This is a genomic window from Microbacterium allomyrinae (assembly GCF_020682705.1).
In the GTDB taxonomy this organism is placed as follows: domain Bacteria; phylum Actinomycetota; class Actinomycetes; order Actinomycetales; family Microbacteriaceae; genus Microbacterium; species Microbacterium allomyrinae.
The window spans coordinates 308,024-334,038 of record NZ_JAGTTN010000003.1; the positions used below are offsets into that span (position 1 = coordinate 308,024).

Below are 26,015 nucleotides of genomic sequence, written 5' to 3' on the forward strand. Positions count from 1 at the left end.
CCGGCGTTCTCGTCTCTCGCGTGGTCAGGCCGAAGGGCCGACGGCGCCGGTCGACTCGCGGACGACCAGCTCGGGCTGGAACAGGTACTCGGTGCGAGAGGCGGGAACGTGGTTCATCTCGCCGACGAACGCATCGGCGATCGCGATGCTCATCGCCGAGACGGGCTGGCGGACGGTGGTGAGCGGCGGCCAGGAGTGGCGCGCGATGGGCGAGTCGTCCATGCCGACGACCGACAGGTCGGCGGGAACCTTCAGTCCCTGCCGACGCGCCTCGTCGAGGACGCCGACCGCGATCAGATCGCTGGCGCAGACGATCCCCGTGCACCCGCGGGCGATCAGCGTCCGCGCCGAGCCCTGCCCGCCGTCATCGGAGTAGAGCGACGCCTCGATCGGGGCTTCGGCATCGGCGCCGAGGGTCTCGCGCACGGCATCGCGGAAGCCCTTCGCCCGGCGCTGCGCCGACACCGACGAGTCCGGGCCGTTGGCGAGCCCGACCCGACGATGACCCATCGACGCCAGGTGCCGCACGGCGAGCGCCATCGCGCTCGAATCGTCGATCGAGAAGAACGGAGCGTCGACATCTGCCCGGAAGCCGTTCACGAACGCGAGCGGAAGGCCGAGCTCGCGCAGTTCCCGGTACCGCTTCGTGGAAAAGGTCGCATCGGAGTGACGGCCCGACACGAAGAGGATTCCCGACACCCCCGCCTCGATGAAGATGTCGATGTATTCGTCCTCGTCGAGGCCGCCCTCGCTCTGCGCGCCGATGAGCGGGGAGAATCCCCGGCGTGCGAAGTTCGGGCCGAGGGCCTGGGCGAAGGCCGGGAACACCGGGTTGATCAGCTCGGGGAGGATCACGCCGACGGGCTTGCCCGAACGCCGCCGCAGTCGCGTCGGCCGTTCGTATCCCAACAGGTCCAGGGCCGTGAGCACCGCCTGGCGCTTGCTCTGCGCGACACCGGGCCGATCGTTCAGCACGCGGCTGACGGTCGCCTCGCTGACCCGCGCGTGTGCGGCGATGTCGGCGAGAGTCGCACCCATGGCGGCAAGGCTAGCACCGGCGGCCCGCACGGCTATTTCACGGATCCGGCCGTCAATCCGCTCACGATGTACTTCTGCAGCACGAAGAACAGCACGACCACCGGGAGTGCGGCGAGCACGGCACCCGCCGCGAACACCGGCCAGTTCGACGAGGTCTCCTGTGCGACGAACTGGTAGAGGCCCACAGCCAGGGTCTTCTTCGCCGGATCGGTGAGAAGCACGCTCGCGACCACGAACTCGTTGATCGTCGCGATGAACGACAGCAGGGCGACGACGGCCAGCACCGGAGCGGACAGCCGCAGGATGATCGTGAAGAAGATCCGTGCGTGCCCCGCTCCGTCGAGCTTCGCGGCCTCGTCGATCGACGCCGGAACCGTGTTGAAGAATCCGTACATGAGGTAGGTGTTCACGCCGAGCGCGCCGCCGAGGTAGACCATGATCAGCCCGATGTGCGTGTTGAGCCCGAGGGCAGGGAAGATGTCGCCGATCCCCTTCATGAGCAGGAAGATCGCCACCACCGCGAGCAGCTGCGGGAACATCTGCACCAGCAGGATCGCGATCAGCCCGAGACGCCGCCCCGAGAAGCGCATCCTCGAGAACGAGTAGGCCGCGAGGCCGCCGAGCAGTACGGTGCCGGCGGCGGTGACCAGCCCGATGAAAAGCGTGTTCACGAACCAGGAGGCGAACGGCTGCGCAGGATTCGAGAAGAGCTCCACGTAGTTGCCCAGGTCGACGTCGCTGAACAGCGCGTTGGACCCGACGAGGCTGCCGTTCGGATTCAGGGACGCCGAGACGATGTAGAGGATCGGGAAGATCGCGATCAGCGACACCACGATCGCGACGGCGTACCTGGCCGCGAGGCCGAGCCGCACGCGACGGCGCTGCGAGGGCTCGACGATCCGTCGTGCGAGAGGACGCGCCACGCCGGGCTCACCGGGAGCGGGCGCGTCGGGGCGGGTGTCGGTGAGCATCAGTTCAGCTCCTCCAATGCCTTGGTCTGTCGGAAGCTGACGAGCGAGATGATCGCCACCAGGACGAAGATGATGATCGAGAACGCGCTCGCGAGACCGAAGTCGCGGCCACCCGTCTCACCGAACGCCACCTTGTAGACGAGCGTGATCAGGATGTCGGTTGCTCCCACGTTCAGATCGGTGTTGATGTCCTGGGGGCCGCCGCCGGTCAGCATGTAGATCAGATTGAAGTTGTTGAAGTTGAAGGCGAACGAGGCGATCAGAAGCGGCGCCATCGACACCATGAGCAGCGGCAGCTTGATCCGCCGGAACACCGCCCACGGTCCGGCGCCGTCGACGCGTGCCGCCTCGACCAGTTCATGCGGGATCGACTGCAGCGCACCGGTCGCCACCAGGAACATGTACGGGTAGCCCAGCCACAGACTGACCATGAGGATGCTGACCTTCGCGAGAACGGGGTCGGTCAGCCAGGGGATCTGGGCGCCGCCGAGCAGCACCTGGTTGATGAAGCCGAACTGCGGGTTCAGCATCCCGCTCCAGATGATCGCCGACAGGAACACGGGGAACGCGTACGGCAGGATCACCAGCACGCGGAAGGTGCGCCGGAATCGCAGCCGCCAGTCGTCGAGGATGAGCGCGAGGAAGACGCCTGCCGCGAAAGTCGCGGCGACGGTGAAGCCCGCGAACACGAGAGTCCACAGGACGACCGCGACCAGCGGTTCGCGGATCGAGTCCTCCGTGAACGCGCGGACGAAGTTCTCGAACCCGACGTCGATCTTCCACCCCGGCATGAGCTCGTCGCCGTTGGGGGCGATGAAGGCGCCCTCGCCGGTGTCCTCGTAGCGGGTCCCCGTGGCGGTGTCGATGAAGGCATCGGCCTCGGGGTCGTACTGCATCGTGGCGGAGTACACGAACGCCTGCGACCCGTCGGGCGTGCGCAGGGCGCCGTCGTTGGGATCGGCGGTGAGGGGCACGCTCATCGCGGCGATGGTCTCCTGGTCGGCGATCATCTCCGAGAATCCGAGCGTGGTGTAGCCGTCCAGCGCGACCGCCTTGCCGGCCTCGAACTCGGCATCCGGCGCCGCCTCGAGGGGTCGCTCGTCGCCGCCGATCGCCGCCTCGCCGTCCGGCCCCGTCACCAGGAACGCGAGCTGACCGAGGCGTTCGACGACGACCATGCCGTAGGCAGGGGACTCCGGCACGCGCGTGAGCGACTTGTCGATGAGGACCTCGATCGCCGCGTCCTTGCTGCCGATATGCCCGTCGCCGTAGTTGGTGAACGCGATGTACCCGCTGTAGACGATCGCGTACATCTGGAAGACGACCAGGAAGATCGTGCCCGGGATCAGATACTTGGCCGGCAGCCATCCGCGACGCAGGTACACCCAGTTCACGAGGATGGCGGCGACGGTCACGGCGACCGCGAGGATCGCGTCGCCGTGCAGCGCCAGCACGAAGACGGCGTAGAGCACGAGCGCGTCGAGCAGGCCGAGCCCCACCACCTTCACGAGGACGACCCGGACAGACGCGGGGCCCGACACGCGACGTGGCGGCTTCTCGGTGGGTGCGGTCGCCGTCGTCGATGAGTCGGGCTCGGGTTTCCGCTCGATCGTGGTGTGCATGGGTGCTCCTGTATTGCTGTGCGCGGGGACGGGAGTGAGGCCGGGGCCGCGAGAGGCGTCGCGTCCCCGGCCCCGGTCTGTGTGGGTCAGCCGTCGATGGCGGTCTGGATGCGGCCGGCCATCGCCTGCCATGCCTCGGTGGGATCGCCCGCGGTGCCGTTCACGAGGGCCGACTGGGTCGAGCCCCAGTTGTCCCAGACGGCGCCCATCTCGGGGATCGCGGGCATGGGCACACCGGTCAGGCCCACTGCGCCGAAGGCGCCCACATCGGGGTTCTCCGCCGCGGCGATCTCGAATGCGGACAGGAGTGCCGGGGGCCGGCCACCCGCCTCGTAGAGGGCGAGCTGCGCCTCTTCGCTGCCGATGTAGTTGACCACGAACTCGTTCGCGGCGAGTGCGTTCTCGCTCTGCGAGCTGACGAAGAAGCCCTGCACGCCGACGAACGGCGTCGGCGCTTCGGGGCCGGCCTGCGGGATCGCCTCGATGGCGTACTCGATGCCGGCCTCCTGGAATGCGGGAAGGTTCCACGGGCCCGAGAGCATGAACGGCGACTTTCCGGCCGCGAACTCGTCACGCGCGATGTCGCCCGTGATGCTCGTGTTGATCACACCACGCTCGCCCCACTCGACGAGCTTGGCCGCGAACTCGTTGCCACCCTCGCTGCCGATCAGCAGATCGTCGGGGTTGTAGCTGCCGTCGTCGTTGATGCCGAACAGCGGCGCTCCATACGAGGTCTGCAGCGGGTACAGGTGGTACGGGTCGGAGGCGACGGGATCGGAGGGAACGATGACGGGGTATTGCGCCGCGCCGGTGGCGACGATCGCCTCACCGGCGGCGATCAACTCCTCCCACCCCGCGGGCGTGGAGTCTGCGAGCGCGGTGTTGCGCACGAGCGCGATGTTCTCGAGCGAGACCGGCAGCCCGTAGGTGACGCCCTCGTAGCTCATCGCCCGGATCGACACCTCCGAGAAGTCTCCGGCGGTGTCGCCGAGTTCGAGCGGTGCCACCACACCGTTCTGCACGAACTGGCCGAGCCAGTCGTGACCGCCGACGATCACATCAGGACCCTCGCCGGACGGGACCTGCTGGATGAAGTCCTCCCGCATCGTGTCGCCGTACTCCTTCTCGACGAGCTCCACGGAGATGCCCTTGTCGGCCTCGAACTCGGCGGCGATGTCAGCCATCTCATCGACGCGATTCGCGTCGACCCAGACCGTGAGCGTCGCGGACTCCGATGCGGTGTCCTCGGCCGTCGTGCCCGAGCATCCCGCCAGTGCTGTGGCCAGAACCACACCGCCCGCGACGAGCCCCGTCGCGATTCCTCGATTCACCCTCATTGGTGCTGCCTTTCTCTGTGATTGTCGGGCCGCATCGAAGCAAGCGCTTGCAACCGAGTGAAAGCAGACGAGCATCTTTGCGGGTGTGAGCATCGTGGCAGATTCTTGCGAGTCTTGCAAGCTCTTTCAGTGAGAGCGACGATCCTTCAGATTCTCCACCGCGAAGTCGACGAACTCCACCATCGACAGCGCCCGGCACTGCGCGTCGCCCACGGTGAGCGCCCGCACGTGGCCGGCGCCCTCGAACGCGGTGCCGATCGCGGCGAAATCGCTGTCGTCGACGACCGGCTCCTCCCAGGAGACCCACTCCCGCGCGCCTGCGACCCCTGTCGGGGCGCCATTTCGGACCATCTTCCGCGGATGCCCCTGGGCAGCACGCTCCTCCGCCAGGTGCAGGCTGGTGCACTTGTCGAAGCCGACTCCGAGCAGCAGCACGAACGCATCGGCGTCGTAGAGCCGTGCCAGTGGCGACGACTCGCCGAACGGGGAGCCGGGCTCGTGCACCCGCGTGATCTCGCGGCTCAGCGGGCCGGCGGCCGCGAAAGACCGATGAGGGTGCGGGCTGCGCCGGGTGCCCGGCTGCAGCCGGAAGAGCTCGGCGACGCGCCCCATCGACCGGGTCGGCGTCAGCAGTTCGTCGTAGACGGGCAGCGCCTCTCGCACCGCCGCGCGCTCCGCAGGGTCGAGGGCCGGGTCGTCGAGGAAGTCCGGATCGCACAGCTGCCAACTCTGCGACGGCATCACGAGGGTTCCCTCGACTCCCACCGCCGACCTCAACGCGCGGATCAGGGTCTGCTCACCGCCCGGAATCACTCCGAAAGCCGACAGCGATGCGTGGACGAGAACCAGGCTCCCGTCGTCGATGCCGAGGGCACGCAGGCCCTCCTGAAGATCGCTCTCGGTGACGACGGATGGCGCCGCCCGGGCATCACCGACTGCAAGAGGTTTCACGTCACCGCACTCCGGCCACCAGATCACCCGCGGCGACTTTCGCGACTCCCGGATCGCCGCCACTCGCCGCCGACGTGTGAAGCAGCCAGACCGAGAGGGAGGGGCCCGACGAGGTGAGGCGGATGCCGTCCTCGTCGCTCTCGACGCCGACCATCCCGAAATCGACTTCCTGCGACGCGACGGCGCCCACGGCGGTGAGCGGCACGCGCGCCACCGCCGCCGCGCGCGACGCGAAGACGAGACAGGCCTCATCCTCGAGCTCTCTCACGAACACGAGGCACTCGTCATCCGCGTACAGCCAGCGCAGGCCGCCGCGCTGCAGCGCGCGCGATTCGCGTCGCAATCGCGAAAGGCGGCCGTAGGCATCCGCCAATCGGGGCTCCTCCCCCCAGGGCAGAGGCGTGCGCGAGTCCTCGCCGTTCTCGCCCCGCAGCCCGAACTCGTCGCCGGCGAACACGACCGGCGTGCCCGGCAGGGTCATCGACAGCCCCGCCGCGACGATCTGCGCGTGATCGTCGGCCTGATGCGCGAACCGAGGCGTGTCGTGGGTGTCGATCGCGTTCATCGCCAACTCACGCACGGCCCACGGATACGGCGCGGTGAACCGCCGGTAGCTCGCCACGACGTCGGCGGCGGAGTAGCGCGGCTCGGTGGCGAAAGGTATGCCGAAGTGATGGAGAGGCCGCTCGCGGGGACTCCGCAGCCAGTGCCAGAGCGGGCGCGTGAACGCCGAGTAGCTCATCGGCGCCTGCCAGCCTTCGCCGTCGAAGTCGGCGGCGGCGTCGTTCGTCGATTCGGCATACAACACCCCGCCCGACGACGCCTGCTCCAGGGTGCGGCGCACCGCCGTCTGCACTTCGCGGTTGAGATCGTCGGCGCCGAGCCGGCCCGTCATATTCGCGACGTCGACGCGCCATCCGTCGAGGTTGAACGGGGGACGCAGCCACTTCGCCACGACGCTCTCGTCGCCGTCGATGAACCGACGACGCAGCGCCTCGGAGTTCCAGTTGAGCTTGGGCAGCGACGGCACCCCGTACCAGGCCACGTACTCCGTCTGCTCGTCGTTCTCCCAGTAGTAGAAGTCTGCCTCGGCCGCCTCGGGATCGCCGTATGCGGCGGCGAACCACTCGTGGGCGGCGCCGGTGTGGTTCGTCGTCAGGTCGCCGATGACCCGGATGCCGCGCGCGTGAGCCGCTTCGACCAGCCGGATCAGCGCGTCGTCGCCGCCGAGGAGGGGGTCGACGCGATCGAAGCTCGACGCGTCGTAGCGATGGTTCGACTCGGCGGGAAAGAACGGAGTGAGGTAGATCAGCGTCGCCCCGATGCGTTCCAGATGGTCCAGGCGATCGACGATGCCGTCGAGATCGCCGCCGAACACCTGCCGCTGCGTGTCGGGGCCTTTCGAGATCACCTGTTCCGACCACTCGGCGGCCCTCGACCAGGCGGGCCGAGTGCGGCGCGCAGCGGCCTCGGAGCGCGCGAAGCGGTCCGGGAAGATCTGGTACATCACCTGGGCGGAGGCCCACTCCGGCGGCGAAGGGTGGATCGTGACCCGGAAGTCGTGCGCATCGAGCGGCTCCAGGCGATCCACGCCGTCGGCCGACAGCCACCGCGCCGAGCCATCGGCCATGTTCAGCAGGAACCGGTACTTCGAGATCGGGTTCGGCACCGCAAAGGCGCCCTCCCACCACTCGACGCCCCCGTCGGGCTGCGCGGCCGACGTCGCCATCGCGTGGAAACACGGTTCGCCATCCGACACGACCCGCACCGACATCGACGCGACGTCGCCGAACGCCGCCGGAACCCGCACGCGCACCGCGTAGCGGTCGCCGATACGCGTCGGCCGGACGGGCGCATATCGTGCGGATCCGTCGTGGTGGGGCTGGGTGTGGAGCTCGTGCATCATTCCCGCTTTCGTTCGGAGCGATCCGGGCGCGCACCGATGGGCCCATTCGCGATGCATCGAAGATAGCAAGATCCTGCAAGAGTTGAAAACTCTTGCAGGATCTTTCGGGCTGCGCGATCTCGAAACACCAACCTGCGGGAGTGAGTGATTGACGACTCACTCTAGTGAGTGTACAGTCACTCCTATGCCGACCAGAAGCTCGATCCTCTCTACCGCTGATGTGCGCCGACCCGTCGTCGCAACCGCCGCCCTCGCGGAATTCGCACGCGGCGGCTACCACGGCACCACCGTCGCCGAGATCGCCCGCGAAGCGAAGATCTCGCCCGCGTATGTGTTCAAGCTCTTTCCGCGCAAAGAGGCCCTCTTCGTCGCCGCTCTGGAGACGTGCTTCGACGAGATCGTGAATGCCCTCGCTCAGGGCGCGGACTCGGCGGTGGAACAGACGTCCACCGCGGTACTCGAGTCGATGGGGGATGCCTACGCCGAGCTCATCCGAGACCGGACGCTGTTGAAGCTGCAGGTGCACGCGCAGTCCGTCGCCGACATCGCCGAGCTCGGCGATGCACTGCGGGCGGGCCTGGCCAAAGTGACGAATTTCGCCAAGCAGCGTTCGGGCGGCTCGGATGACGACGTGCAGCGGTTCATGGCGTATGGCCAGCTGTGCCATCTGCTCGTGGCCGCGCGGATCGATGAGGTCCCCGCGGAGTGGGCCCGCATCCTCTCGCACGGGGTACGCCACCCCGACTAGATCACCGCCCTCGCGGCGGGTCCTTTCTCATGTCCACAAGAGTGAGTGAGTACTCACTCCCACGAAGGAAAGGAGGAGTCATGAAGAACGAGATCACCATGCGCTGGGTCGCCCTCGCCCCCATCGCGCTGATCGCCGTCGCGATGTTCAGCCAGTGGCGCTGAGCACGCGGATCGACCGCACACACACTCCCTACCCGGAACGGAAGCCTCATGAACGACTCGATCACTCCCACGCCGACCACGGCTCCTGAATCGACACCGGCCGCACCGCGAGCCATGTCGGGCGAGAAGGCTGCCTGGTGGGCCGCCTTCGGCATCCTCACCCTCGCCGTCGTCGCCATGCTCAGCCTCTGGAACTGACCCGCCCCCGAGCGGGACGGCCGACCACCTGGTCGTCCCGCTCCACCCAGATCACCCCCACGAAAGGACGATCACCATGACCACCTCGACGATCCCCACACGCACTCTCGCCCCTGCCCCCACGCCGCGCAGCACGCGCCGCTGGCTCGCGCTGAGCGTGCTCGCGCTCGCTCAGTTCCTCGTCGTGCTCGACGCATCCATCGTCAATATCGCCCTCCCGGTGCTCGGCACGCAGCTGGGCATGGACACCGCCGCCCTGGCATGGGTCATCACGGCGTACGTCCTCGCATTCGGCGGCCTGCTGCTGTTCGGCGGCCGACTCGCCGATCGGTTCGGGCATCGCCGCATCTTCCTCGTCGGAACCGCTGGTTTCGTCGCCGCCTCCGCACTCGCAGGCCTGTCGTTCACCAGCGAGATGCTGCTCGCCTCCCGCGTCCTCCAAGGCGCATCCGCCGCCCTCCTCGCGCCCGCGGCGCTCGCGCTTCTCACTCAGCTCTTTCCGGAGACAAGAGAACGCGCCAAGGCGCTCGGCGTCTGGGGCGGCGTCGCCGGAATCGGATCCGCGGCCGGCGTACTCCTGGGAGGCGTCCTGACTGCGACACTCGGGTGGCAGTCGGTGTTCTTCGTGAATGTGCCGATCGGGCTGGGAGTGCTCGCCGCCATCCCGTTCCTCATCACGCGAGACACCAGCCTCACGCGATCGCGCATCGACGTTCCCGGCGCGATCACGATCACGGCCGCGCTCGTCGCGGCGGTCGGCGCACTCAGCGCCGTCGAGCAGGTCGGCTTCCTGCATCCGCTGACGCTCGGGCTCGCCGCGGCGGCCGTCGTCCTCGGCCTCGCGTTCGTCGCGATCGAGCGCCGTGTCTCCAATCCGCTCGTGCCGTTGAGCGTGTTCCGCAACCGCAACCTGACGGTCGGCAACGTCGTCATGCTTCTCGTCGGCGTCGCGATGGTCGCCCTCTTCTTCGCGCTCTCCGTCTTCATGCAGACCGTTCTCGGGTACGACGCGCTGACCACCGGGCTCACGCAGCTTCCGCTCGCCGGAGCCCTCGTTATCGTCGCGGGCGTCGTCCCGTCGGTCGTGGGACGCATCGGGGTCAGGGCGACCCTCGTAGGTTCGCTCCTCGTTCTGGCCGCGGGGCTCGTCTGGCTGGCACTCGCACCCGCCGACGCGACCTTCGTCACCCAGCTGCTCGGCCCGACGCTGCTCATCGGGATCGGCCTGGGCGGTGCATTCGTCACGACCACCCAGCTCGCCGTCGACGACGTCGAAGGCGGCGAGGCGGGACTCGCCGGTGGCCTGGTGAACACCAGTCAGCAGATCGGCGGCGCGATCGGACTCGCCGTGCTCGCCACCGTCGCCGCCATGCGCACCGACGCGCTACTCGCCGAGGGCGTCGCCGCGCCGGAGGCCCTTACCAGCGGGTTCTCGTGGCTCTTCCTCGGAACAGCCGCGGTCGCCGTCCTCGCGAGCGTGATCGCTGGAATGGTCGGGCGAGGACGCCCTGACCCGGCGGACCTTCCGGAACCACAGGTCTGACCCCCTCCTCGGAGAGGGTCAGACTTGCGTCGATTCGACACCGATGCCCGTGGGGCGCGGCGAGCTGCTGACAGGCATGGACTCCACAGGGTCCGCCGACTTCATCGCCTTCATCTCGCCTTTGAGGATGCGGGCGGACTGACCGACACTCTTGGCCAGATTCGGCAGCTTCGCTGCGCCGAAGAGCAACACGACCACCGCGAGCAGGATCAGCAGGTGCCATCCGTTGAGGTTCGCGAACACGCGTGATTCTCCTTCGAATGCGTCAGACTCCGGGTACAGGTACAGGCGAGTCGTGCGCGTAGGCGCGGATGCTCACCACGCGCGCGTGCGGGTCGCCGTTGGTCGCATGGACCACGAGGCGCAGGGCGTCGACGCACGCGGGCTCGTCGAGGTGATGAACCCGCTGCCGCCGACGATTCCCCGAGACGTGTGCGAGCTGCATCCACTCTCCGTCGGCGCGCCCCTCGACCGTGTAGTCACGGACGAGTTCGGGAAAGACGCGGTCAGGGGTGCGGTGGTGATGCAGCGTGTTCAGCTCGACGTCGACGTCGTCATCGAACACGAGACGGATGGCGCGCACGGACTTCGGCTCCGTCCACTCGAGCTGCAGCCACTCGTCGGCGTCGCCCACGGCGCTCGAGACCCACAGCTGCGGCCCCCCGAACGGTCGCTGGTAGCCGCCCACCGCCTTCGCTGGGGCGAAGGCGTCCGTCGAGGGCTCGACGCGCATCCTCGGCCCCCAGCCGCGGAGCGGGATGGCGGGCCAGCTCACGAGCGCCTCGTCTTCGCTGACCGCGACGTTCACGTCGCCATCGTCCTGAGGTGAATGCGGCAGCGCGAGCACTCCCGGAGCCACGCCGCGAACGAGTTCCACCGAGATCGCAGGGTTCGCTTCGAGAACGACCACCACGTTCTCGGCGCGCTCCGGTCGCCACTCCAGCGGAATGGTGACCCACACGGGTTCCTCCGACGCAGACAGGGACACTGTCGTGCTCCGCTCGTGCCGCACGGGCACGGCGTTCTGCAGCTGTCCGGTGGTCCACAGCGAGACCGCCAGCTCGGTGTCGATGCTCGTGGTGATCAAGACCGATACCGAGTCGAGCACCGGATCGACGGGGACCACGATTCCCAGGTCGGAGTCGAGGCGATGACGGCGCTCCTCGGCGAGCGGCCAGCCCGCCGCCGGGTCGAGGGTGTCGAGGGTGCTCGAGGCGGTGACCTTCGCGTGCGGCGCGAGGTCGAGCGGGTCGTGATTCGCGACGCCGAAGATCGAGGCGTCCTGCCTCAGCAGGAGCTGCTGCAGCGCGTCGGCGTGCTCGGTCGCGAGTTCCCGGGGGCGCACGCCGAGGTCGATCGCGAGCGATGCCGCGGTGCCGACCGCCTCACCCGTGGTGGCGCAGGTCGCCATCACACGGGTGGATCCGAATGCGACGTGCGTGGCGGAGATATCGCGCCCTGCGAACAGGAGGTTCGCGACGTTGCGCGAGTAGAGGCTGCGGAACGGGATGCCGTATAGGCCGTCCGAGTAGCGCTGATGCGCTCCGGCGGTGGTGCCGTACATGCCCTCGACGGGATGGAGGTCGATCGACCAGCCGCCGTAGGCGACAGCATCCGGGAACACCCGTTGCTCGAGAATGTCACGCTGGCTCAGGACGTGATCGCCGAGGAATCTGCGGTACTCACGCTTTCCCGGAAGCGCACCGACCCACTCGAGGTCGAGGGTTTCCGCGTCGAACTTGCCCGAGTTCTTGATGTAATCCCAGATGCCGAAGATCACTGACCTCAGCTCATCGCGGATCCGGTCGTTGTCGTGGACGATGTCGAGCTCGCCGCCCCATTCGATCCACCAGTAGTGGGCGCCGTTGTCGCCGGAGCGAATGATTCGCGATTCAGGAATCGGCGTCGTGGTGATGTCCTTCGCCGAATCCGGTGCGATGTACTCCACCGGGCGGCCGAGATCCTTGGTGTAGAAGAGGATCGTCGAACCGAGGAACTCCATATCGGCCACTTCCGGCGCCCAGGGCTCGTCGTACTCATGCCGCGCCTCGCGGCCGAGGCGGAAGTCCGCGCCCGCGAGGAATCCGATCAGACCGTCCCCCGAGGCATCCACGAACAGGGGACTCGTGAAGACCGTCTCTATCTCTGAGCCCATCGTCCATCCGGTGACGGATGAGACGGTGCGGTCGCCGTCGGCGTCGGCGGTCCCGACGGAACGCACGTCGGTGTTGAGGTGCAGCGAGATGTTGGGTTCAGCCCGCACAGCGTCGAGCACGACCTCATCCCAGTGGATGGGATTGCCCTCCGGATTGCGGTACTGATTCTCGACGTAGAGCTCGCCGATCACCCCTGACTCGCGCGCGAATCGCTGTATGCCGTGCGAGGTCGCGCCGCACACCCAGACCCGGATCTCGGAAGACGAGTTTCCGCCCAGCACGGGCCGGTTGTTCACGAGCGCCACGCGCTTGCCCAGACGGGCGGCGCTGATGGCGGCGGAAACGCCGGCGAGACCTCCTCCGACCACGGTGAGGTCGGAGTGAACGGAGCGGTGATACATGTCTTCCTTCGATGCGGGTCTGGAGTGCGGGCGAGCGGGCGACGTCTCAGCCGATGAGCGCCTGGACCTGTTCGCCCGCGGCCTTCATCGCGGCCTTCGGCGCGGCCGACCCGACGAGCACCGCCTGCACCTGCTCCGCGATGGCCGTCTCCATCTGCGCGTACTGCACGTACTGCCAGAGCGGGCTCGCCTTCGCGTCCTTCGTGATCCGCGTCGTGAAGTCGTTGACGAACGTGTTGCCCGTGACAGCCGACGACTCCAGCGCCTCGGTCGTCGTCGGAGGCAGCCCCAGCGCCGTGAAGTAGCTGATCTGCTGCGCCGGATCGCTCGTGAGCCATTGTGCGAAATCGGCGGCGGTGCCTGCGCCCTCGCCGTCCACGACGACGACCAGGTGGCCCCACAGGAGTTCCTGTGAGGTGTCGCCCGCCTTCAGCACTGGTCGCGCGACGGGCGACATCTTCGCGGCGAGGTCGGGATCCGAGGCGGACTTGAGAACTCCCGCACGCCCGGCGGGCGCATCGTCATAGATCGCGGTGCGGCCCTGGCCGAACAGCGCGCGCGCGGCCGCCCGGTCGATGTCGGCGGCGATCAGGCCCTCGTCGAACAGCTTCTTGTACCAGGTGACGGCGGCGATCGACTCGGCATCACCGATGGTGACCTTGCCGTCCTCGACGATCGGCGAACCGAAGGTCTGCATCCACACGATGATGTCCTTCAGCTGCGCCGTCTTCGTCGACGCGGCATAGGGAATGACCCCGCCGCCGAGACCCTTGACCGCACGCAGCGACTCCTCGAACTCCTCGATGGTCGCCGGCGCATTGCTCACCCCGGCCTTCTCGAACAGCTCGGTGTTGGTGATCGGGCCGATGGCGGCGATCGTCCACGGCAGGCCCAGCTGCGCGCCGTCGAACTGTCCGGCCACCAGGGCGGCATCGGTGTACCCGCGCCCTTCGGCCTTGGCTCCGAGATCGGTGAGCTTTCCGAGCGCCGCGAGGCTCGACAGCCACGCCACATCGAGCTGCGCCGCGCCGGCGAACTGCCCACCTCGCACCTGCAGGGTGAGCTGGTTGAGGTAGTCGTTGAAGGGGTAGCTGGGCGTCTCGATCGTGATCCCATCCTTCTTCGCGAAGGCGTTCACGGATGCTCCGAGCGCAGGCTTCGTGGCCTCTTCCGACATGCCCCACGACACGAAGTCGAAGTTCGTCGCTTTGACGGGGCCGCTCGATGCCGACGGCGCTGTCGTGCCGGCGCCTCCAGGAGCGCACCCGGCGGCGATGCCGGCGAGCGCAAGACTGCCGAGACCGACCGCGGAATAGCGGAAGATGTCGCGGCGCGTGAGCTGTGCAGTCATGGGTTCTCCTTTGATCTGTGCTGCGGGATGATGCGGCGGGGTCTGGAACAGGGGGAAGAAGGCGAAGGCGATCGCCGATGCGGACCGAGCGTCAGCCCTTGACGGCGCCGGCGGTGATCCCGCCCACGAGGTACCGCTGCAGCAGGATGAACGCGACGCAGACGGGGATGGAGACGAGCAGCGAGGCGGCCATGAGCTCGGGCCATGCGGTGGCCGTCTCTCCGATGAAGGTGTTGACGAGGCCCGGTGGCAGCGTCTGCTTCTCCGGACCGGCGAGGGTGAGGGCGAACATGAAGTCGTTCCACCCGCGCACGAAGGCGAAGAGTCCGGCGGCGACCAGGCCCGGGGCCGCCAGCGGAAGGATGACGGAGTGCAGCGTGCGCCAGTGGCCCGCGCCGTCGATCTTCGCCGCCTCGATCAGATCGTCTGGCAGCGTGTCGAAGAAGCCCTTCAGCATCCACACGCACAGCGGCAGCGTGAATGTGGTGAACGAGATGATGAGCGCCTGATATGTGTTGAGCAGGCCGAACTGGGCGAACACCACGTAGAGCGTGACCAGCAGCAGCGCCTGCGGGAACATCTGACTCGACAGCACGAAGTACATGAGGGATGTCCGCCCGCGGAAGCGGAACTTCGAGAACGCATACGCCATGTACATCGACACGACGACCGAGAGCACGGCGGTGATGACCGAGACGATGATGCTGTTGCGGAGGTACTCGAAGATCGCGGGATCGGCGAACACCGAGATGTAGTGCTCGAAGGTGATCTCCGTGGGGAACAAGCGCGGCGGGAAGGAGAAGACCTCGCCGTCGGGCGTGACCGAGGTGACGGCGAGCCAGTAGATCGGCAGGAACGTGAACAGTCCGATCACGACGAGCGAGATCCAGAGTGCGAACCGCGGTCGACGCCGCCGCCCACGACGTGCGCGGGGCTCGCTCGAGAGCACCGACGCGACCGCGTCCTCGGTGTTCGCGAGGTCGATCGTCGGTTCGGGGGAGAGCGTTCCGTTCATGCTCACTTCTTCTCTCCGCGCTCGGAGAAGCGCACGTAGACGACGACGAGGATCATGAGGAGGGCCATCCACAGCAGGCCGAGCGCACCCGCGTGACCCAGGTCATAGCCCTTGAACGCGGTGTCGTAGACCTCCGTGGCGAAGGTCTGCGTGGTGCCCGCGGGACCGCCCCCGGTGAGCACGAAGATCGTGTCGAAGTGCTGGAAGTTCCAGATGAACTCGAGGAGGACGACAAGGCCTGCCACCCCCCGGATGTGGGGCCAGGTCACCGTGAAGAAGCGACGGACGGGTCCGGCACCGTCCATCGCCGCCGCCTCGTGCAGCTCTTCCGGCACGCTCTGCAGCGCGGCGAGCAGCATGACCATGATCCAGGGGAACGAGTTCCACGTCTTCGCGACGATGAGCGCCCCGCGAGCGGTATCCGTGTGGAACAGCCAGGCGAACGGGGCGTCGATGAGACCCAACTGCATCAGCAGACCGTTGAGCACACCGTAGTTCGCGTCGAAGATCCACATCCATAGGAAAGACACGACGACGCTCGGGATCAACCACGGGATGAGGAACGCGCCCCGCAGGATCTTCTGCCCACGGAAGCGCTCGTTCAGCGCGAGCGCGAGCGCGAGACCGATCACGAACGGGAAGACCGTCGCACCGACGGTGAAGATGAGCGTCTGCGACAGCAGCGCGGCGAAGTCGTCCTGCAGAACGGCGATGATGTTGTCGAAGCCCACCCAGGTCATGCCGGGGTACAGCAGGCTCTCCTCGAAGAATGCCGAGGCGAGCGATCGCAGCAGGGGATACAGCACGACGCCGATCAGCAGTGCGGCTCCCGGCAGCAGCAGCAGAATGAGGAAGCGGGTCTCGGAGAGACGGCCGGGCTTCGCGTGCCCGTCTCTCGAGGCGGCCGCGTCCTTCGGCGGCGCGTCGGGCGATGCGTAAAGCGTCATTGGGGACTCACAACGTCGTTGTCGGGTGTTTTCAGGAAGATACCACCTAATGCACATCAATTACCACTCAGTGGCAAACACTTCTCGCTTGATGGGCCATGCCCTGCGGTATCGTGAGACCGGCTGCTCGCTCACCGGTAGCCGGAGTGCACCAGAGGAGCTGGAATGACCGTCGAGGTACAACAGAGCATCGGACGCGCGGCATCGGTGCTCACCGCACTGGCTGAATCGAAGACCGGCCCGCTCCGCGCTTCGGACATCGTGCGGGCGACGGGCCTCGGCGCCTCGACGGTCGCGCGCCTGCTCAGCTCGCTCGAGGAACTCGGCTACGTCTCGAAGATCGCTGACACGCAGTCGTATGGGATCGGCGCCGCGATACTGGCGCTCGCGAGCCACGGCCTCAATCAGAATCCGCTGCATCGCGAATCGCGCGCGGCGGCGCAGGAGCTCGCACAGCGCATCGGTCTCAGCGTGAACGTCGGCGTGCGTGACGGATCGAGCCTCATCTACCTCTGTCACTTCGAGGGGGCCAAGGCGCCCAAGTCCCACACGATGGTGGGCTTCCGCCAGCCGCTGCACGCATCGGCACTCGGAAAGTGCCTGCTGATCGACATGACCGAAGACGAGCGTCATGCGATCCTCGGCGAAGACCCGCTCCCTCGCTACACGGCGAACACCATCACGACTCACGAGCAGCTGACCGCCGAACTCGCCCAGATCGCCATCCTCGGCACGAGCACCGAAGACCAGGAACTGGCACTCGGCCGCTTCTGCATCGCCGCACCGATCCGCACGGCAGTGGGCGACGTCGCCGCCGCGATCTCGATCTCCGGCCGGCTCAGTCTGATCCGAGGAGTGGACCTCGACGAGGTCCGCGAGGACCTCATCGAGGTCGCCGATCGGATCAGCGTCGCCCTCGGCCTGATCTCGGCCGTCCCGCACTGACCGCGGTCGCTCTCTACCGCTCGAGGTACAGCCTCGTCGCCGGATGATGCCCGCGACGGCCTCCCCCGAAATTTCGCGCCGCCATCCGTCGATCGCGCTTCCCACTGGATGGTGTGCTTTCACCATTGAGTGGCAGTACATGTGCATCCAATGGTAATGTCCGTGCGAAATCATCAGCGTCGCGCTTCCTGGCTGCCGCTGTGCCGTTCGCACTGTCAAAGGAGACATCACCTTGTCACGCACTGCCGCATCGGTCAGATCCCGAACACGAATGGTGGTCGCCGCCCTCGCGGGCGCTGCACTCGCCATCCCACTCGCCCTCGTCGCACTGCCCGCCGCAGCCGTCGAGCCGGTGGTCGTCACCCCCGCATCCGCGGGACAGTACAGCGAGACCGGCACGTGGGCGACCGCGCGCGCGTCCGGTTACTCCGGCACGCCCGAGCGGTTCAGCCGTGAGCCGGGCGCCACCGCGACCTGGACCGCGACCGCGCCGGCGGCCGCGACCTACGACATCGCCGTCTACTACGCGGCGAGCGTCGACAACGCGCCGGCGGAATACAACTGGACGAGCGGCCCCGACACCCCGACGGTCGTGAATCAGGCCAGTGCCGGCAACGCCTGGCGCACGATCGGAAGCGCGTTCCTCGACACGGACCAGGCTTTCAGCATGACGGTGACCGCGACCGCAGGAGACGCGGTGACCGATCCGACGAAGAACGTCATCACTCGCGCGAATGCGGTCCGTCTGACGCCCCGCACCGAAGGCGGCGGCGAGCCGGACGGGGAATGCGGCGTGATCGCGTCAGCAGCCCCTGCCCTGGATGCGCCGGCGCAGGTCTTTCCCGGATACACGCTCACGCAGGCGGGAACGACGACGCGGATCGAGGCATCCGACTGGGCCATGTCCGTCGACCGCACGGGATTCCGCTACGCCCTGGAGTCGGCGGGCGCGGTCGCGGCGGCCGCGCATCCGACAGCAGGCCTGCAGCTCGCCGGAGACGACGCAGAGATGTGCGATGCGGTCTCGGCGACACTCGCCTCGGCGGATCAGCACGCCGTGACGTTCACGGTGACGTTCTCCGACGGGCGCACCGCGACGGCCACCGTCGTTCCGTCAGCCGACTCTGTGAATCTCGCGGTGAGCGCCGATGACGGGGTGCACGGCAAGATCCGGGCTCAGGTCGCGGGCGGCCTGAACCCGGCATATGGACTGGGTGACCTTGCCGGACACCGCTCGAATCTGAACGCTTACGGCGTGAAGAATCTCGACTACTACGCGCAGCTGGGTTCGGGAACGACCAACCAGCGGTTCGTCTCGAACTTCACGATCTTCCCCAACCGCGGCTTCGGTCAAGTCGATCTGTCGGACGAGCGGCTCGCGATCCAGGTCGACGCGGCCGCGACGCTGCTCGGCGTGGACGGCGCATCCATGCCCGAGCTGCACTACTTCTTCGGCGATCCCGCGACGATCTACGCACGCTACGCCGAGGTCCGCCGCGGCGCCGGGTACCTCGACGCGAAACCGGACTACACCTTCTTCGGGGTCGGGTACGAGTCGTACGGCGCGCTCGGCTACAACACGAATCAGGCGACGATCACGAACTCCGTCACTCAGTACCTGGAGAAGGGATACCCACTCGAGTGGGCCGTGACCGGGTCGGGATTCTGGCCGTACGGCAGTGGCAGCGCCCAGGGCACCACCTCCAGCTTCGGGCTCTGGGGATCCAAGTATCCGCAACCCGATGCCTACAAGCAGTTCTTCCAGGACAACGGCGTCGCCCTGATCCTCGGAGCACGGCAGTCATTCCGCGCCCTGCCCTCCGACGGAGGCGCGTACGACCCCGCCCTCGACGGCGACGGCACTCAGATCGGCATCGATCGCGGCTACTTCATCCTGGATGCCGACGGCACGCCCAAGGTCTTCACTCCGGTGTCGTTCCCGAACACCGCGATGTACCTCATCGACCCCGACGACGCGGAAGCGGTCGCCTGGTTCGCAGAGCGGAGCGCGGAGTGGGGTGTCGATGGCTACAAGGAGGACCATATGTTCAATGGCACCGCGAACGGCTACGTGAACAACGCCCTGGTGAATCCGATCAACGAGGCGCTCGACGCGAGCGGCGCACTGACGATGGTGCGCAATTCCGCATTCTCCGTCGGCGGCTCGATCCTGCGCCTGAACGACACCGACTACAACCACGGCGGAGCGGACCGCGACCGGACGGTGGTCAACGGGCTCGCGTACGCCGCGAGCGGTCAGCCGAACTTCTATCCCGACATCGTGGGCGGCCGCATCATCACGGACCTGGAGACCAACACCGCCAAGCAGAAGTTCCTGGCACGAAACGCGATGATGGCCGCGATGTCGCCGTCCATGTCGTTCGGCAACGAGCCCTGGCGCATGAACGATCCGGAGCTCGTCGCCGCCACCCTCAAGGCCGCGCAGTGGCACGGCACTTTCCAGCCGTACATCTACTCGGCGGCGATCTCGTCGTGGGAGTCCGGGTACCCAGCGACGGCGACACCGCTGCCGATCGCGTTCCCGAGCGACGCCGCCACGTACGATCTCGTGTCGTACGCGGCCAAGCAGTACGAATGGATGCTGGGCTCGTCGCTGCTGGTGGCTCCGCTCTACGGCAGTGACACGGAGACCGCCATGTCGCGCGACGTCTACCTTCCGGCGGGTCAATGGCAGGACATCGAGACCGGCGAGCGGTTCGTCGGCCCGACGACGCTCGAGGCGTACCCGCAGCCGTTCGGCAAGATCCCCGCCTTCGTCGGCGGAGCCGGCATCCTGGTGACGCGAACCGGAGAAGGAGAGGCCCTCCAGGCGAGCGTGCACCCGGTGGCCTCGGGCGAGGACTTCGTCTACACCGCGTCCGACGGCGAGACGAAGAGCACGATCTCGGCGAGGAACACCGTGTGGGCGAAAGACGAACTGGTCGTCCGCGATGAATCCGGGGCAGACGTCTCATTCACCGTGGACGAGACGACCGGGGCCGTCGTCTTCGGGATCGAGCCCGGCGTCGACTACGTCCTCGCCGACGCCGACGTGGAGCCGCCCCTGCCCGCCGACGACGAGCTGAAGGCACCCGGAGTGGGCGTCCTCTCGAGCACGAGCGGCTGGGCGCATGGGCTGCACGACGGTGAGTTCGAACTGCGCATGAACCTGTGGTGGGGCGCGAACGCATCGCGGATCAAGTTCTACGAGAACGGCATCCTGATCCACACCCAGGATCTGACTGCTGCGGGACCGGCGCCGCAGTCGGTGACCGTGCCGATCTCCGGCCGCCACGACGGCGAATACGTCTACACGGCCGAGCTGATCAATTCGAAGGGCACCACAGCTACCGCCCCTCTCACGGTCACGGTCCGCGACGCGAAGCCCGCGGTCCCGGTGCTCTCGCACGACAATCGCGACGGCGACGGCACCTACGCGGTGACCGCAAACCTCTGGTGGGGAACCAATGCCACGTCCTGGGCGCTGCGCGAAGACGGTGCGATCATCGCCTCCGGCGCGCTCGAGGCGAAGACTCCCGCGGCGCAGCAGGCCGTCGTCGTGGTCTCCGGCCGGAGCCCGGGAGCACGCACGTACATCGTCGAGTTCAGCAATGCGGCCGGTACCACCGCGAGCGCTCCTCTCAAGGTGACTGTGAAGGAGTAGCTGTCTCGTCGAGTCGAGCGTTTCCAGAAGAGCGGATGCCGCTTCACGCGGCATCCGTTCTTCCACGTCGGCGGGCGTGGAGAGCGGGTGCCCCGCTGCGCGCCTCAGCGCACGCTGCGTCCGTGGGCGATATCGATGAGTCGCGGCAGCACGCCGCCGACGCGTAGGCCGTTGTGCTCGTGCTCGCTGGTGATCCAGGGGGTCACGCCAGGCAGCAGTGCCGCGGTCTGCATCGAGAACTCATATGGCACGAAGACGTCGTTGGCGTAGACGGCGGCGGCACCTCGCGCTCCGGACGCCTCGATCGCCGCTGCGTCATACAGGTGGGGCCACTCGAACTCGGCGAGCGCCAGCGTCACGTCGCGCCACGGCTGGAACCCGGGCACGGTGTCAAGCCATTCTCGGCGCACGTGCTCGCCGGTGAGCAGCGTCGGGTCGGCCGCGAAGTCGGCAGGCTCGACGCGCTCCGCCGACCATCGTGTCGCATCGCCGTCGGCGTAGCTCGACTCGTGGAAGGCGTAGTACAGCGGGTTGCGCGCGCCGTAGGGCATGGCCGCCGCCAGGTCGTGGCGGAATGCATTGGACAGCGGGTCGAGCTCGAGCAGGGCCCAGAGCGTCTGCCATCCGTCATTCAATCCGAGCAGCGACCCGAGCGATCGAGCGCGCGAGACCGATGCCACCTCCCCGTCCGGCAGGACGATGCGCCCGTGGGCGGCGAGGTCGGCGACGCGACGCATCGCATCCCGGTGCGCGGGGAACCGCCGGTAGTAGCGGGCGGACTCGGTACGCATCTTGTCGTACGTGAGGGCGTACACGTCATCCGGATGCCGTCCGACCGCGCTCAGTCCGCCCGTGATGAACACGTGGTCGAGCGATGCGGCATCCGTGGAGAGGTAGGCGAGGGTCGTGAACCCGCCGAAGGACTGCCCGAGCACGCTCCACCGCTCGACGCTCAGATGCTCGCGCAGGGCCTCGCAGTCGCGCACGATCGCGTCGGCCCGGAGGTGAGTGATGTACTCGACGAGCGCGTCGGTACCGCGTTCGAGATCGCGGTCGCCGATGGGAGTCGAACGCCCCGTGCCGCGCTGGTCGATCAGGACGACCCGGTAGTGCTCGAGCGCTTCGTCCAGCCACGACGGCGACGCCGGCGAATGGAACGGGCGGGGCGCTTCATGCCCAGGCCCGCCCTGCAGGAACACCAGGAGCGGCAGCGTCTCGCCGCCCGCGCGGCTCACGACGGAGGCGTGGATGTCGATGGTGCGGCCATCGCCCGGGTTCGCCCAGGCGAGCGGCACGGTGAGCGTGTGGTCTTCGACGGTGAGATCCTGCATGCGGCGCCTCGTCACAGACATGGCCACGAGCCTATTCCAGGCGTGCGACGGCGTCAGCGGCCTCTCGACAAGCCGGCCCTGCAGACATCCGCAGATCACACCGTCGGGGTGATGCCACCGCGTTGCCCGCGCTGACAGACTCGCGAGAGTGCCTATCAACAAGGGGATGAATATGGCGATCGAAGGATCCAAGGGTCCAGGACTGACGGCGGAGCAGCTCGCAGAGGAAGTGAACCATCTCTCGACCCCGGACCTGCTGTCGACGCCGTTCGGCGAGTTCGAGTTCTTCGACGGCGTACCCAAGCCCGAATCCGTGCAGTCGATCTTCGACGGCCTCGACCTGGTGCGCGGCATCACGGCGTTCTTGAATGCCGTTCCGGGAGCATCGCTGGTCGCCATGCGCAAGGGCCTGCGTGTCGCCGGCGTCGACTCGCCCGACAAGATCGCCTACACCGATCCGAGGTGCAACTCCGGCGCCCTCTGGCTCACGCCGAACACCGAGACCACGTATGGAGTGGCGTTCCTCGACTTGAAGGCCTGGGGGCCGACCGTCATCGAGGCGCCCCCGCAGGCGCTCGGTGTCGTCGACGACTTCTGGTTCCGCTACGTCGCCGACATGGGTATCGCAGGCCCCGACAAGGGTGCCGGTGGAAAGTACCTCTTCCTCCCGCCGGGCTACAAGGGCGAGCGGCCCGACGGGTACCACACGTACGAGAGCTCGACGTTCACGAACTTCGTCGTGATCCGGGCCCTGGGCGGCGTGCCTGCCATCAAGCAGTCCCGCATCTACCGGCTGAGCGACGCCGCCGCCCCGCCGGAGAACACCTTCGTAAACATCGCCGACCAGGTCTTCAACACCATCCACGCCAACGACTTCTCGTTCTTCGAGGAGATCGCCGAGCTCGTCGCCGAGGAGCCGGTCGGCGCACTCGACCCGGAGCGGGCGGGCACGTTGCGCTCGCTCGGCATCACGCATGCGAAACCGTTCGCACCCGACGAGCGCCTACGCGGCATCCTCGATCAGGCGGCACGTACCGGTGCAGCAATGGCACGCGCCACGCTCTACGCGGCGCGGGACCCCGAGTCCCTCCGCTGGGAGGGGTCCTCGTGGAAGGAGGGCTTCGTCGGGGGCAACTACGAGTTCCTGAGCGACGGCGCCCGCAACCTCGACGCGCGCACGCTCTTCCACTACGCGGCGACGGTGATCACCCCGGCGATGGCGCACGCGCAGGTCGGCGCCGGCTCGGCGTACATCTATACGGCGGAGGATGCGGATGGCGCCCTGCTCGACGGGGCCGAGACCTACTCGTTGCGCATCCCCGCAGATCCGCCGGCCAAGAACTTCTGGTCGATCGACATCTACGACACGCAGACCCGGTCGCTGCTGCAGTCCACGGCCTACCCGGCACTGTCGAGCCTCGAGGGCGATCTTCAGATCGAAGACGATGGCTCGCACGTGCTGTGGTTCGGCCCGACCGCCCCGGAGGGCAAGGAGTCCAACTGGATCCCCACCCTCCCGGGCAAGTCGTGGTGGCCGCTGCTTCGGCTCTACGGCCCGCTCGAGCCGTGGTTCGACATGACGTGGCGGCTGCCCGAGTTCGTGCGCGAGAAGGACTGACCGCCCGAGCGGATCAGAGCGTGAGCAGGACTTTGGTGGCGCGTCGTTCATCCATCGCCTTGTAGCCCTCGGCGGCATCCTCGAGGGGCAGGGTGAGGTCGAACACCTGGCCGGGGTCGATCTTGCGATCCCAGATCAGCTGGATCAGCTCGGGCAGGAATCGCCGCACCGGAGCGGGACCGCCGTGCAGGTGGATGCCCGAGAAGAAGAGCTCGAGCCCGTCGAGCGAGACGTCGTGGGAGACCCCGACATAGCCGACGTGACCACCCGGGCGGGTGGCGCGGATGGCCTGCATCATCGACTCCTGCGTGCCGACCGCCTCGATCACGCTGTGCGCGCCCATCCCATCGGTGAGCTCCTTGATCCTCTCCACTCCTTCTTCGCCGCGCTCCTCGACGATGTCGGTCGCTCCGAACTCGCGGGCGAGGGCCTGACGATCGGCGTGCCGCGACATCGCGATGATCCGCTCTGCGCCGAGCTCTCGTGCGGCGAGGATTCCGAGCAGACCCACCGCACCGTCGCCGACGACCGCCACCGTCTTGCCCGGGCCCGCTTCGGCGGCGACGGCGGCGAACCAGCCGGTGCCCAGCACATCGGACGCGGCCAGCAGCGACGGGATCAGGTCGGCATCCGGCTGACCGGGAGTGGCGACGAGAGTGCCGTCGGCGAGGGGGATGCGGGCGAACTCCGCCTGGGTGCCGATGGTGCCCATCAGCTCGGCGTGCACGCAGCGCGACTGGTAGCCGGCCTGGCAGATCTCGCACGTGTTGTCGGAGGCGAAGAACGATCCCACGACGAAGTCGCCGACCTTCACTGTCTCCACGTCGTGCCCGATCTCGGTGACGACACCGACGTACTCGTGTCCCATCGGGTTGTGGTCGACCGGCTCGGCCCCGCGGTACGGCCACAGGTCGGAGCCGCAGATGCACGAAGCGCTGACGCGGATGATCGCGTCGGTCGGTTCGAGAATGGTCGGGTGCTCGCGGTCTTCTACCCGGACATCGCCCGGGGCGTACATGATGACTCCACGCATGGTGGGTTCTCCTTCGGGGGTCTCGGTGGAGGGGAGTTCCGTCGCCGTCGGCCGGCGTGGCTCGGAGCCGCTGCGGAATGCATCCAGTCTTCGCGTTCGCGCGCCGGGCAGGGAGTCCCTGACGAGGGGTGTACCAGCAGAGGACCCCTCGTGCGCGGGTCGCGACCTACCCTGGCGGTATGGACAATCGAGCAGAGGTCCGCGAGTTCCTCATGACTCGGCGAGCGCGCCTCACGCTCGACGCGGCCGGCATCTCCGCCGGACCGAATCGGCGGGTCGCCGGGCTGCGACGCTCCGAGGTCGCTCTGCTGGCAGGTGTCAGCGTGGAGTATTACTCGAAGCTCGAGCGGGGCACCATCGCGGGGGCATCCGCCGCCGTCCTCGACGCGATCTCCCGCGCCCTGCAGCTCACCGATGCGGAACACGCCCACCTTCTCGACCTGGCGCGCGCGGCAGACGGCATCCCGTCATCCGGCCGCCACCGCCGTCGTGCCAGCGCGCCGGGCGCTGCGCGTCCCAGCCTGCAGTGGGCGCTGGCGTCGATGACCGACGCTGTGGCCGTGGTGCGCGATCAACGGCAGAACCTGCTCGCGTTCAATGACCTCGGGCGCGCGTTCTATTCACCCCTCATCGGCGACGGCGGTCGCACTCCCAACTTCGCGCGCTTCCAGTTCCTCGACCCCGCGGCGCACGACTTCTACCCCGACTGGGATGCCTTCGCCGACATGTGCGTCGCCGTCATCCGCGCCGAGGCGGGCCGCGACCCGCACGACAAGGGCATCCAGGACCTCGTCGGGGAGCTCTCCACGCGCAGCGACGTATTCCGCACGCTCTGGGCCGCGCACAACGTCCGCACCCACGGCACCGGTACGAAGCGATTCCGCCACCCGGTCGTGGGTGATCTGACTCTCGTCTACGAGGAACTCGCGATCACGGCGGACCCCGGCCAGGTGCTCCTGATCTACAGCGCCGAACCCGGCTCGCCGTCGGCGGATCGCCTGCGCCTGCTCGCTTCGTGGGGAGCAGACCTCAGCGCCGCGCGGTGATCGGCGATCCTGCGACCTTCCTGGAAGGTG

At 67.7% G+C, this 26,015-nt stretch carries 21 protein-coding genes; 8 read left to right on the plus strand and 13 right to left on the minus strand.

Going from position 1 to position 26,015, the window contains the following annotated elements:
• Positions 1-24: 24 nt before the first annotated feature.
• The 6 genes from KEC57_RS11235 to KEC57_RS11260 all read right to left on the minus strand — a co-directional run bounded on the left by KEC57_RS11235 (position 25) and on the right by KEC57_RS11260 (position 7,825).
• Complete coding sequence (locus KEC57_RS11235; RefSeq protein ID WP_229384705.1) at positions 25-1,038, minus strand: LacI family DNA-binding transcriptional regulator; 1,014 nt, start codon at positions 1,036-1,038, stop codon at positions 25-27.
• Between the two features lie 32 nt (positions 1,039-1,070).
• A complete protein-coding gene (locus KEC57_RS11240) occupies positions 1,071-2,009 on the minus strand; it encodes a sugar ABC transporter permease (RefSeq protein ID WP_229384706.1) in 939 nt (312 codons plus the stop codon).
• Positions 2,009-3,631 (minus strand): ABC transporter permease subunit, encoded by a 1,623-nt coding sequence (locus KEC57_RS11245; protein ID WP_229384707.1) that lies wholly within the window; start codon positions 3,629-3,631, stop codon positions 2,009-2,011. The genes KEC57_RS11240 and KEC57_RS11245 overlap by 1 nt, the downstream gene beginning before the upstream one ends.
• Before the next feature lie 86 nt (positions 3,632-3,717).
• Positions 3,718-4,968: a sugar ABC transporter substrate-binding protein gene (locus KEC57_RS11250; protein WP_229384708.1), complete on the minus strand. Its 1,251-nt coding sequence runs from the start codon at positions 4,966-4,968 to the stop codon at positions 3,718-3,720.
• A 126-nt stretch (positions 4,969-5,094) separates the two neighbouring features.
• The gene (locus KEC57_RS11255; RefSeq protein ID WP_229384709.1) at positions 5,095-5,919 is read right to left on the minus strand and encodes an AAC(3) family N-acetyltransferase; all 825 of its coding nucleotides are present in this window, start codon (positions 5,917-5,919) and stop codon (positions 5,095-5,097) included.
• 1 nt (position 5,920) lies between these two features.
• Positions 5,921-7,825: a glycoside hydrolase family 13 protein gene (locus KEC57_RS11260; RefSeq protein ID WP_229384710.1), complete on the minus strand. Its 1,905-nt coding sequence runs from the start codon at positions 7,823-7,825 to the stop codon at positions 5,921-5,923.
• Positions 7,826-8,009: 184 nt separating this feature from the next.
• Here KEC57_RS11260 and KEC57_RS11265 point away from each other — a divergent pair, with 184 nt between their 5' ends.
• The 4 genes from KEC57_RS11265 (at position 8,010) to KEC57_RS11275 (ending at position 10,478) form a co-directional block, all read left to right on the plus strand.
• Entirely contained in the window at positions 8,010-8,573 is a 564-nt protein-coding gene (locus KEC57_RS11265) for a TetR/AcrR family transcriptional regulator (protein ID WP_229384711.1), read from the plus strand.
• A gap of 41 nt (positions 8,574-8,614) precedes the next feature.
• Positions 8,615-8,737 (plus strand): hypothetical protein, encoded by a 123-nt coding sequence (locus tag KEC57_RS18945; protein ID WP_267492359.1) that lies wholly within the window; start codon positions 8,615-8,617, stop codon positions 8,735-8,737.
• Positions 8,738-8,785: 48 nt separating this feature from the next.
• Positions 8,786-8,935, plus strand: a complete 150-nt coding sequence (locus KEC57_RS11270; protein WP_229384712.1) for a hypothetical protein — start codon at positions 8,786-8,788, stop codon at positions 8,933-8,935.
• A 76-nt stretch (positions 8,936-9,011) separates the two neighbouring features.
• Positions 9,012-10,478 (plus strand): MFS transporter, encoded by a 1,467-nt coding sequence (locus tag KEC57_RS11275; RefSeq protein ID WP_229384713.1) that lies wholly within the window; start codon positions 9,012-9,014, stop codon positions 10,476-10,478.
• Between the two features lie 18 nt (positions 10,479-10,496).
• On the opposite strand, the gene tatA is transcribed toward KEC57_RS11275, so the two are convergent.
• The 5 genes from tatA to KEC57_RS11300 form a co-directional block, all read right to left on the minus strand.
• Positions 10,497-10,721 (minus strand): twin-arginine translocase TatA/TatE family subunit, encoded by a 225-nt coding sequence (tatA, locus tag KEC57_RS11280; RefSeq protein ID WP_229384714.1) that lies wholly within the window; start codon positions 10,719-10,721, stop codon positions 10,497-10,499.
• Positions 10,722-10,743: 22 nt separating this feature from the next.
• Complete coding sequence (locus KEC57_RS11285) at positions 10,744-13,035, minus strand: FAD-dependent oxidoreductase (RefSeq protein ID WP_229384715.1); 2,292 nt, start codon at positions 13,033-13,035, stop codon at positions 10,744-10,746.
• 46 nt (positions 13,036-13,081) lie between these two features.
• A complete protein-coding gene (locus KEC57_RS11290) occupies positions 13,082-14,386 on the minus strand; it encodes an extracellular solute-binding protein (RefSeq protein ID WP_229384716.1) in 1,305 nt (434 codons plus the stop codon).
• Between the two features lie 91 nt (positions 14,387-14,477).
• Complete coding sequence (locus tag KEC57_RS11295; RefSeq protein ID WP_229384717.1) at positions 14,478-15,401, minus strand: carbohydrate ABC transporter permease; 924 nt, start codon at positions 15,399-15,401, stop codon at positions 14,478-14,480.
• Positions 15,402-15,403: 2 nt separating this feature from the next.
• On the minus strand, positions 15,404-16,348 hold the full coding sequence (locus KEC57_RS11300) for a carbohydrate ABC transporter permease (RefSeq protein WP_229384718.1): 945 nt from the start codon (positions 16,346-16,348) through the stop codon (positions 15,404-15,406).
• 165 nt (positions 16,349-16,513) lie between these two features.
• On the opposite strand from KEC57_RS11300, the gene KEC57_RS11305 reads away from it, so the two are divergent.
• Together KEC57_RS11305 and KEC57_RS11310 are read left to right on the plus strand one after the other, a co-directional pair.
• Entirely contained in the window at positions 16,514-17,293 is a 780-nt protein-coding gene (locus tag KEC57_RS11305; protein ID WP_229384719.1) for an IclR family transcriptional regulator, read from the plus strand.
• Positions 17,294-17,564: 271 nt separating this feature from the next.
• Positions 17,565-20,957, plus strand: coding sequence for a glycoside hydrolase family 31 family protein (locus tag KEC57_RS11310; protein ID WP_229384720.1), 3,393 nt, complete (start codon positions 17,565-17,567; stop codon positions 20,955-20,957).
• 104 nt (positions 20,958-21,061) lie between these two features.
• On the opposite strand, the gene KEC57_RS11315 is transcribed toward KEC57_RS11310, so the two are convergent.
• A complete protein-coding gene (locus KEC57_RS11315) occupies positions 21,062-22,309 on the minus strand; it encodes an alpha/beta fold hydrolase (RefSeq protein WP_229384721.1) in 1,248 nt (415 codons plus the stop codon).
• 127 nt (positions 22,310-22,436) lie between these two features.
• Between KEC57_RS11315 and KEC57_RS11320 the strand changes: the two genes are divergently transcribed.
• A complete protein-coding gene (locus KEC57_RS11320; protein WP_229384722.1) occupies positions 22,437-23,906 on the plus strand; it encodes a DUF1254 domain-containing protein in 1,470 nt (489 codons plus the stop codon).
• 13 nt (positions 23,907-23,919) lie between these two features.
• Here the strand turns inward: KEC57_RS11320 and KEC57_RS11325 are convergent, their stop codons facing one another.
• Positions 23,920-24,939, minus strand: a complete 1,020-nt coding sequence (locus tag KEC57_RS11325; protein ID WP_229384723.1) for a zinc-dependent alcohol dehydrogenase family protein — start codon at positions 24,937-24,939, stop codon at positions 23,920-23,922.
• 179 nt (positions 24,940-25,118) lie between these two features.
• Here KEC57_RS11325 and KEC57_RS11330 point away from each other — a divergent pair, with 179 nt between their 5' ends.
• On the plus strand, positions 25,119-25,985 hold the full coding sequence (locus KEC57_RS11330) for a helix-turn-helix domain-containing protein (protein ID WP_229384724.1): 867 nt from the start codon (positions 25,119-25,121) through the stop codon (positions 25,983-25,985).
• Positions 25,986-26,015 lie beyond the last annotated feature (30 nt).

Coding starts and splice junctions, on each gene's coding strand:
- KEC57_RS11315 (WP_229384721.1), bottom strand. CDS start 22,309: ATGTCTGTGACGAGGCGCCGCATGCAGGATCTCACCGTCGAAGACCAC.
- KEC57_RS11250 (WP_229384708.1), bottom strand. CDS start 4,968: ATGAGGGTGAATCGAGGAATCGCGACGGGGCTCGTCGCGGGCGGTGTG.
- KEC57_RS11330 (WP_229384724.1), top strand. CDS start 25,119: ATGGACAATCGAGCAGAGGTCCGCGAGTTCCTCATGACTCGGCGAGCG.
- KEC57_RS11240 (WP_229384706.1), bottom strand. CDS start 2,009: ATGCTCACCGACACCCGCCCCGACGCGCCCGCTCCCGGTGAGCCCGGC.
- KEC57_RS11310 (WP_229384720.1), top strand. CDS start 17,565: ATGGTGGTCGCCGCCCTCGCGGGCGCTGCACTCGCCATCCCACTCGCC.
- KEC57_RS11275 (WP_229384713.1), top strand. CDS start 9,012: ATGACCACCTCGACGATCCCCACACGCACTCTCGCCCCTGCCCCCACG.
- KEC57_RS11235 (WP_229384705.1), bottom strand. CDS start 1,038: ATGGGTGCGACTCTCGCCGACATCGCCGCACACGCGCGGGTCAGCGAG.
- KEC57_RS11295 (WP_229384717.1), bottom strand. CDS start 15,401: ATGAACGGAACGCTCTCCCCCGAACCGACGATCGACCTCGCGAACACC.
- KEC57_RS11285 (WP_229384715.1), bottom strand. CDS start 13,035: ATGTATCACCGCTCCGTTCACTCCGACCTCACCGTGGTCGGAGGAGGT.
- KEC57_RS11245 (WP_229384707.1), bottom strand. CDS start 3,631: ATGCACACCACGATCGAGCGGAAACCCGAGCCCGACTCATCGACGACG.
- KEC57_RS11325 (WP_229384723.1), bottom strand. CDS start 24,939: ATGCGTGGAGTCATCATGTACGCCCCGGGCGATGTCCGGGTAGAAGAC.
- KEC57_RS11305 (WP_229384719.1), top strand. CDS start 16,514: ATGACCGTCGAGGTACAACAGAGCATCGGACGCGCGGCATCGGTGCTC.
- KEC57_RS11270 (WP_229384712.1), top strand. CDS start 8,786: ATGAACGACTCGATCACTCCCACGCCGACCACGGCTCCTGAATCGACA.
- KEC57_RS11260 (WP_229384710.1), bottom strand. CDS start 7,825: ATGATGCACGAGCTCCACACCCAGCCCCACCACGACGGATCCGCACGA.
- KEC57_RS11290 (WP_229384716.1), bottom strand. CDS start 14,386: ATGACTGCACAGCTCACGCGCCGCGACATCTTCCGCTATTCCGCGGTC.
- KEC57_RS11265 (WP_229384711.1), top strand. CDS start 8,010: ATGCCGACCAGAAGCTCGATCCTCTCTACCGCTGATGTGCGCCGACCC.
- KEC57_RS11300 (WP_229384718.1), bottom strand. CDS start 16,348: ATGACGCTTTACGCATCGCCCGACGCGCCGCCGAAGGACGCGGCCGCC.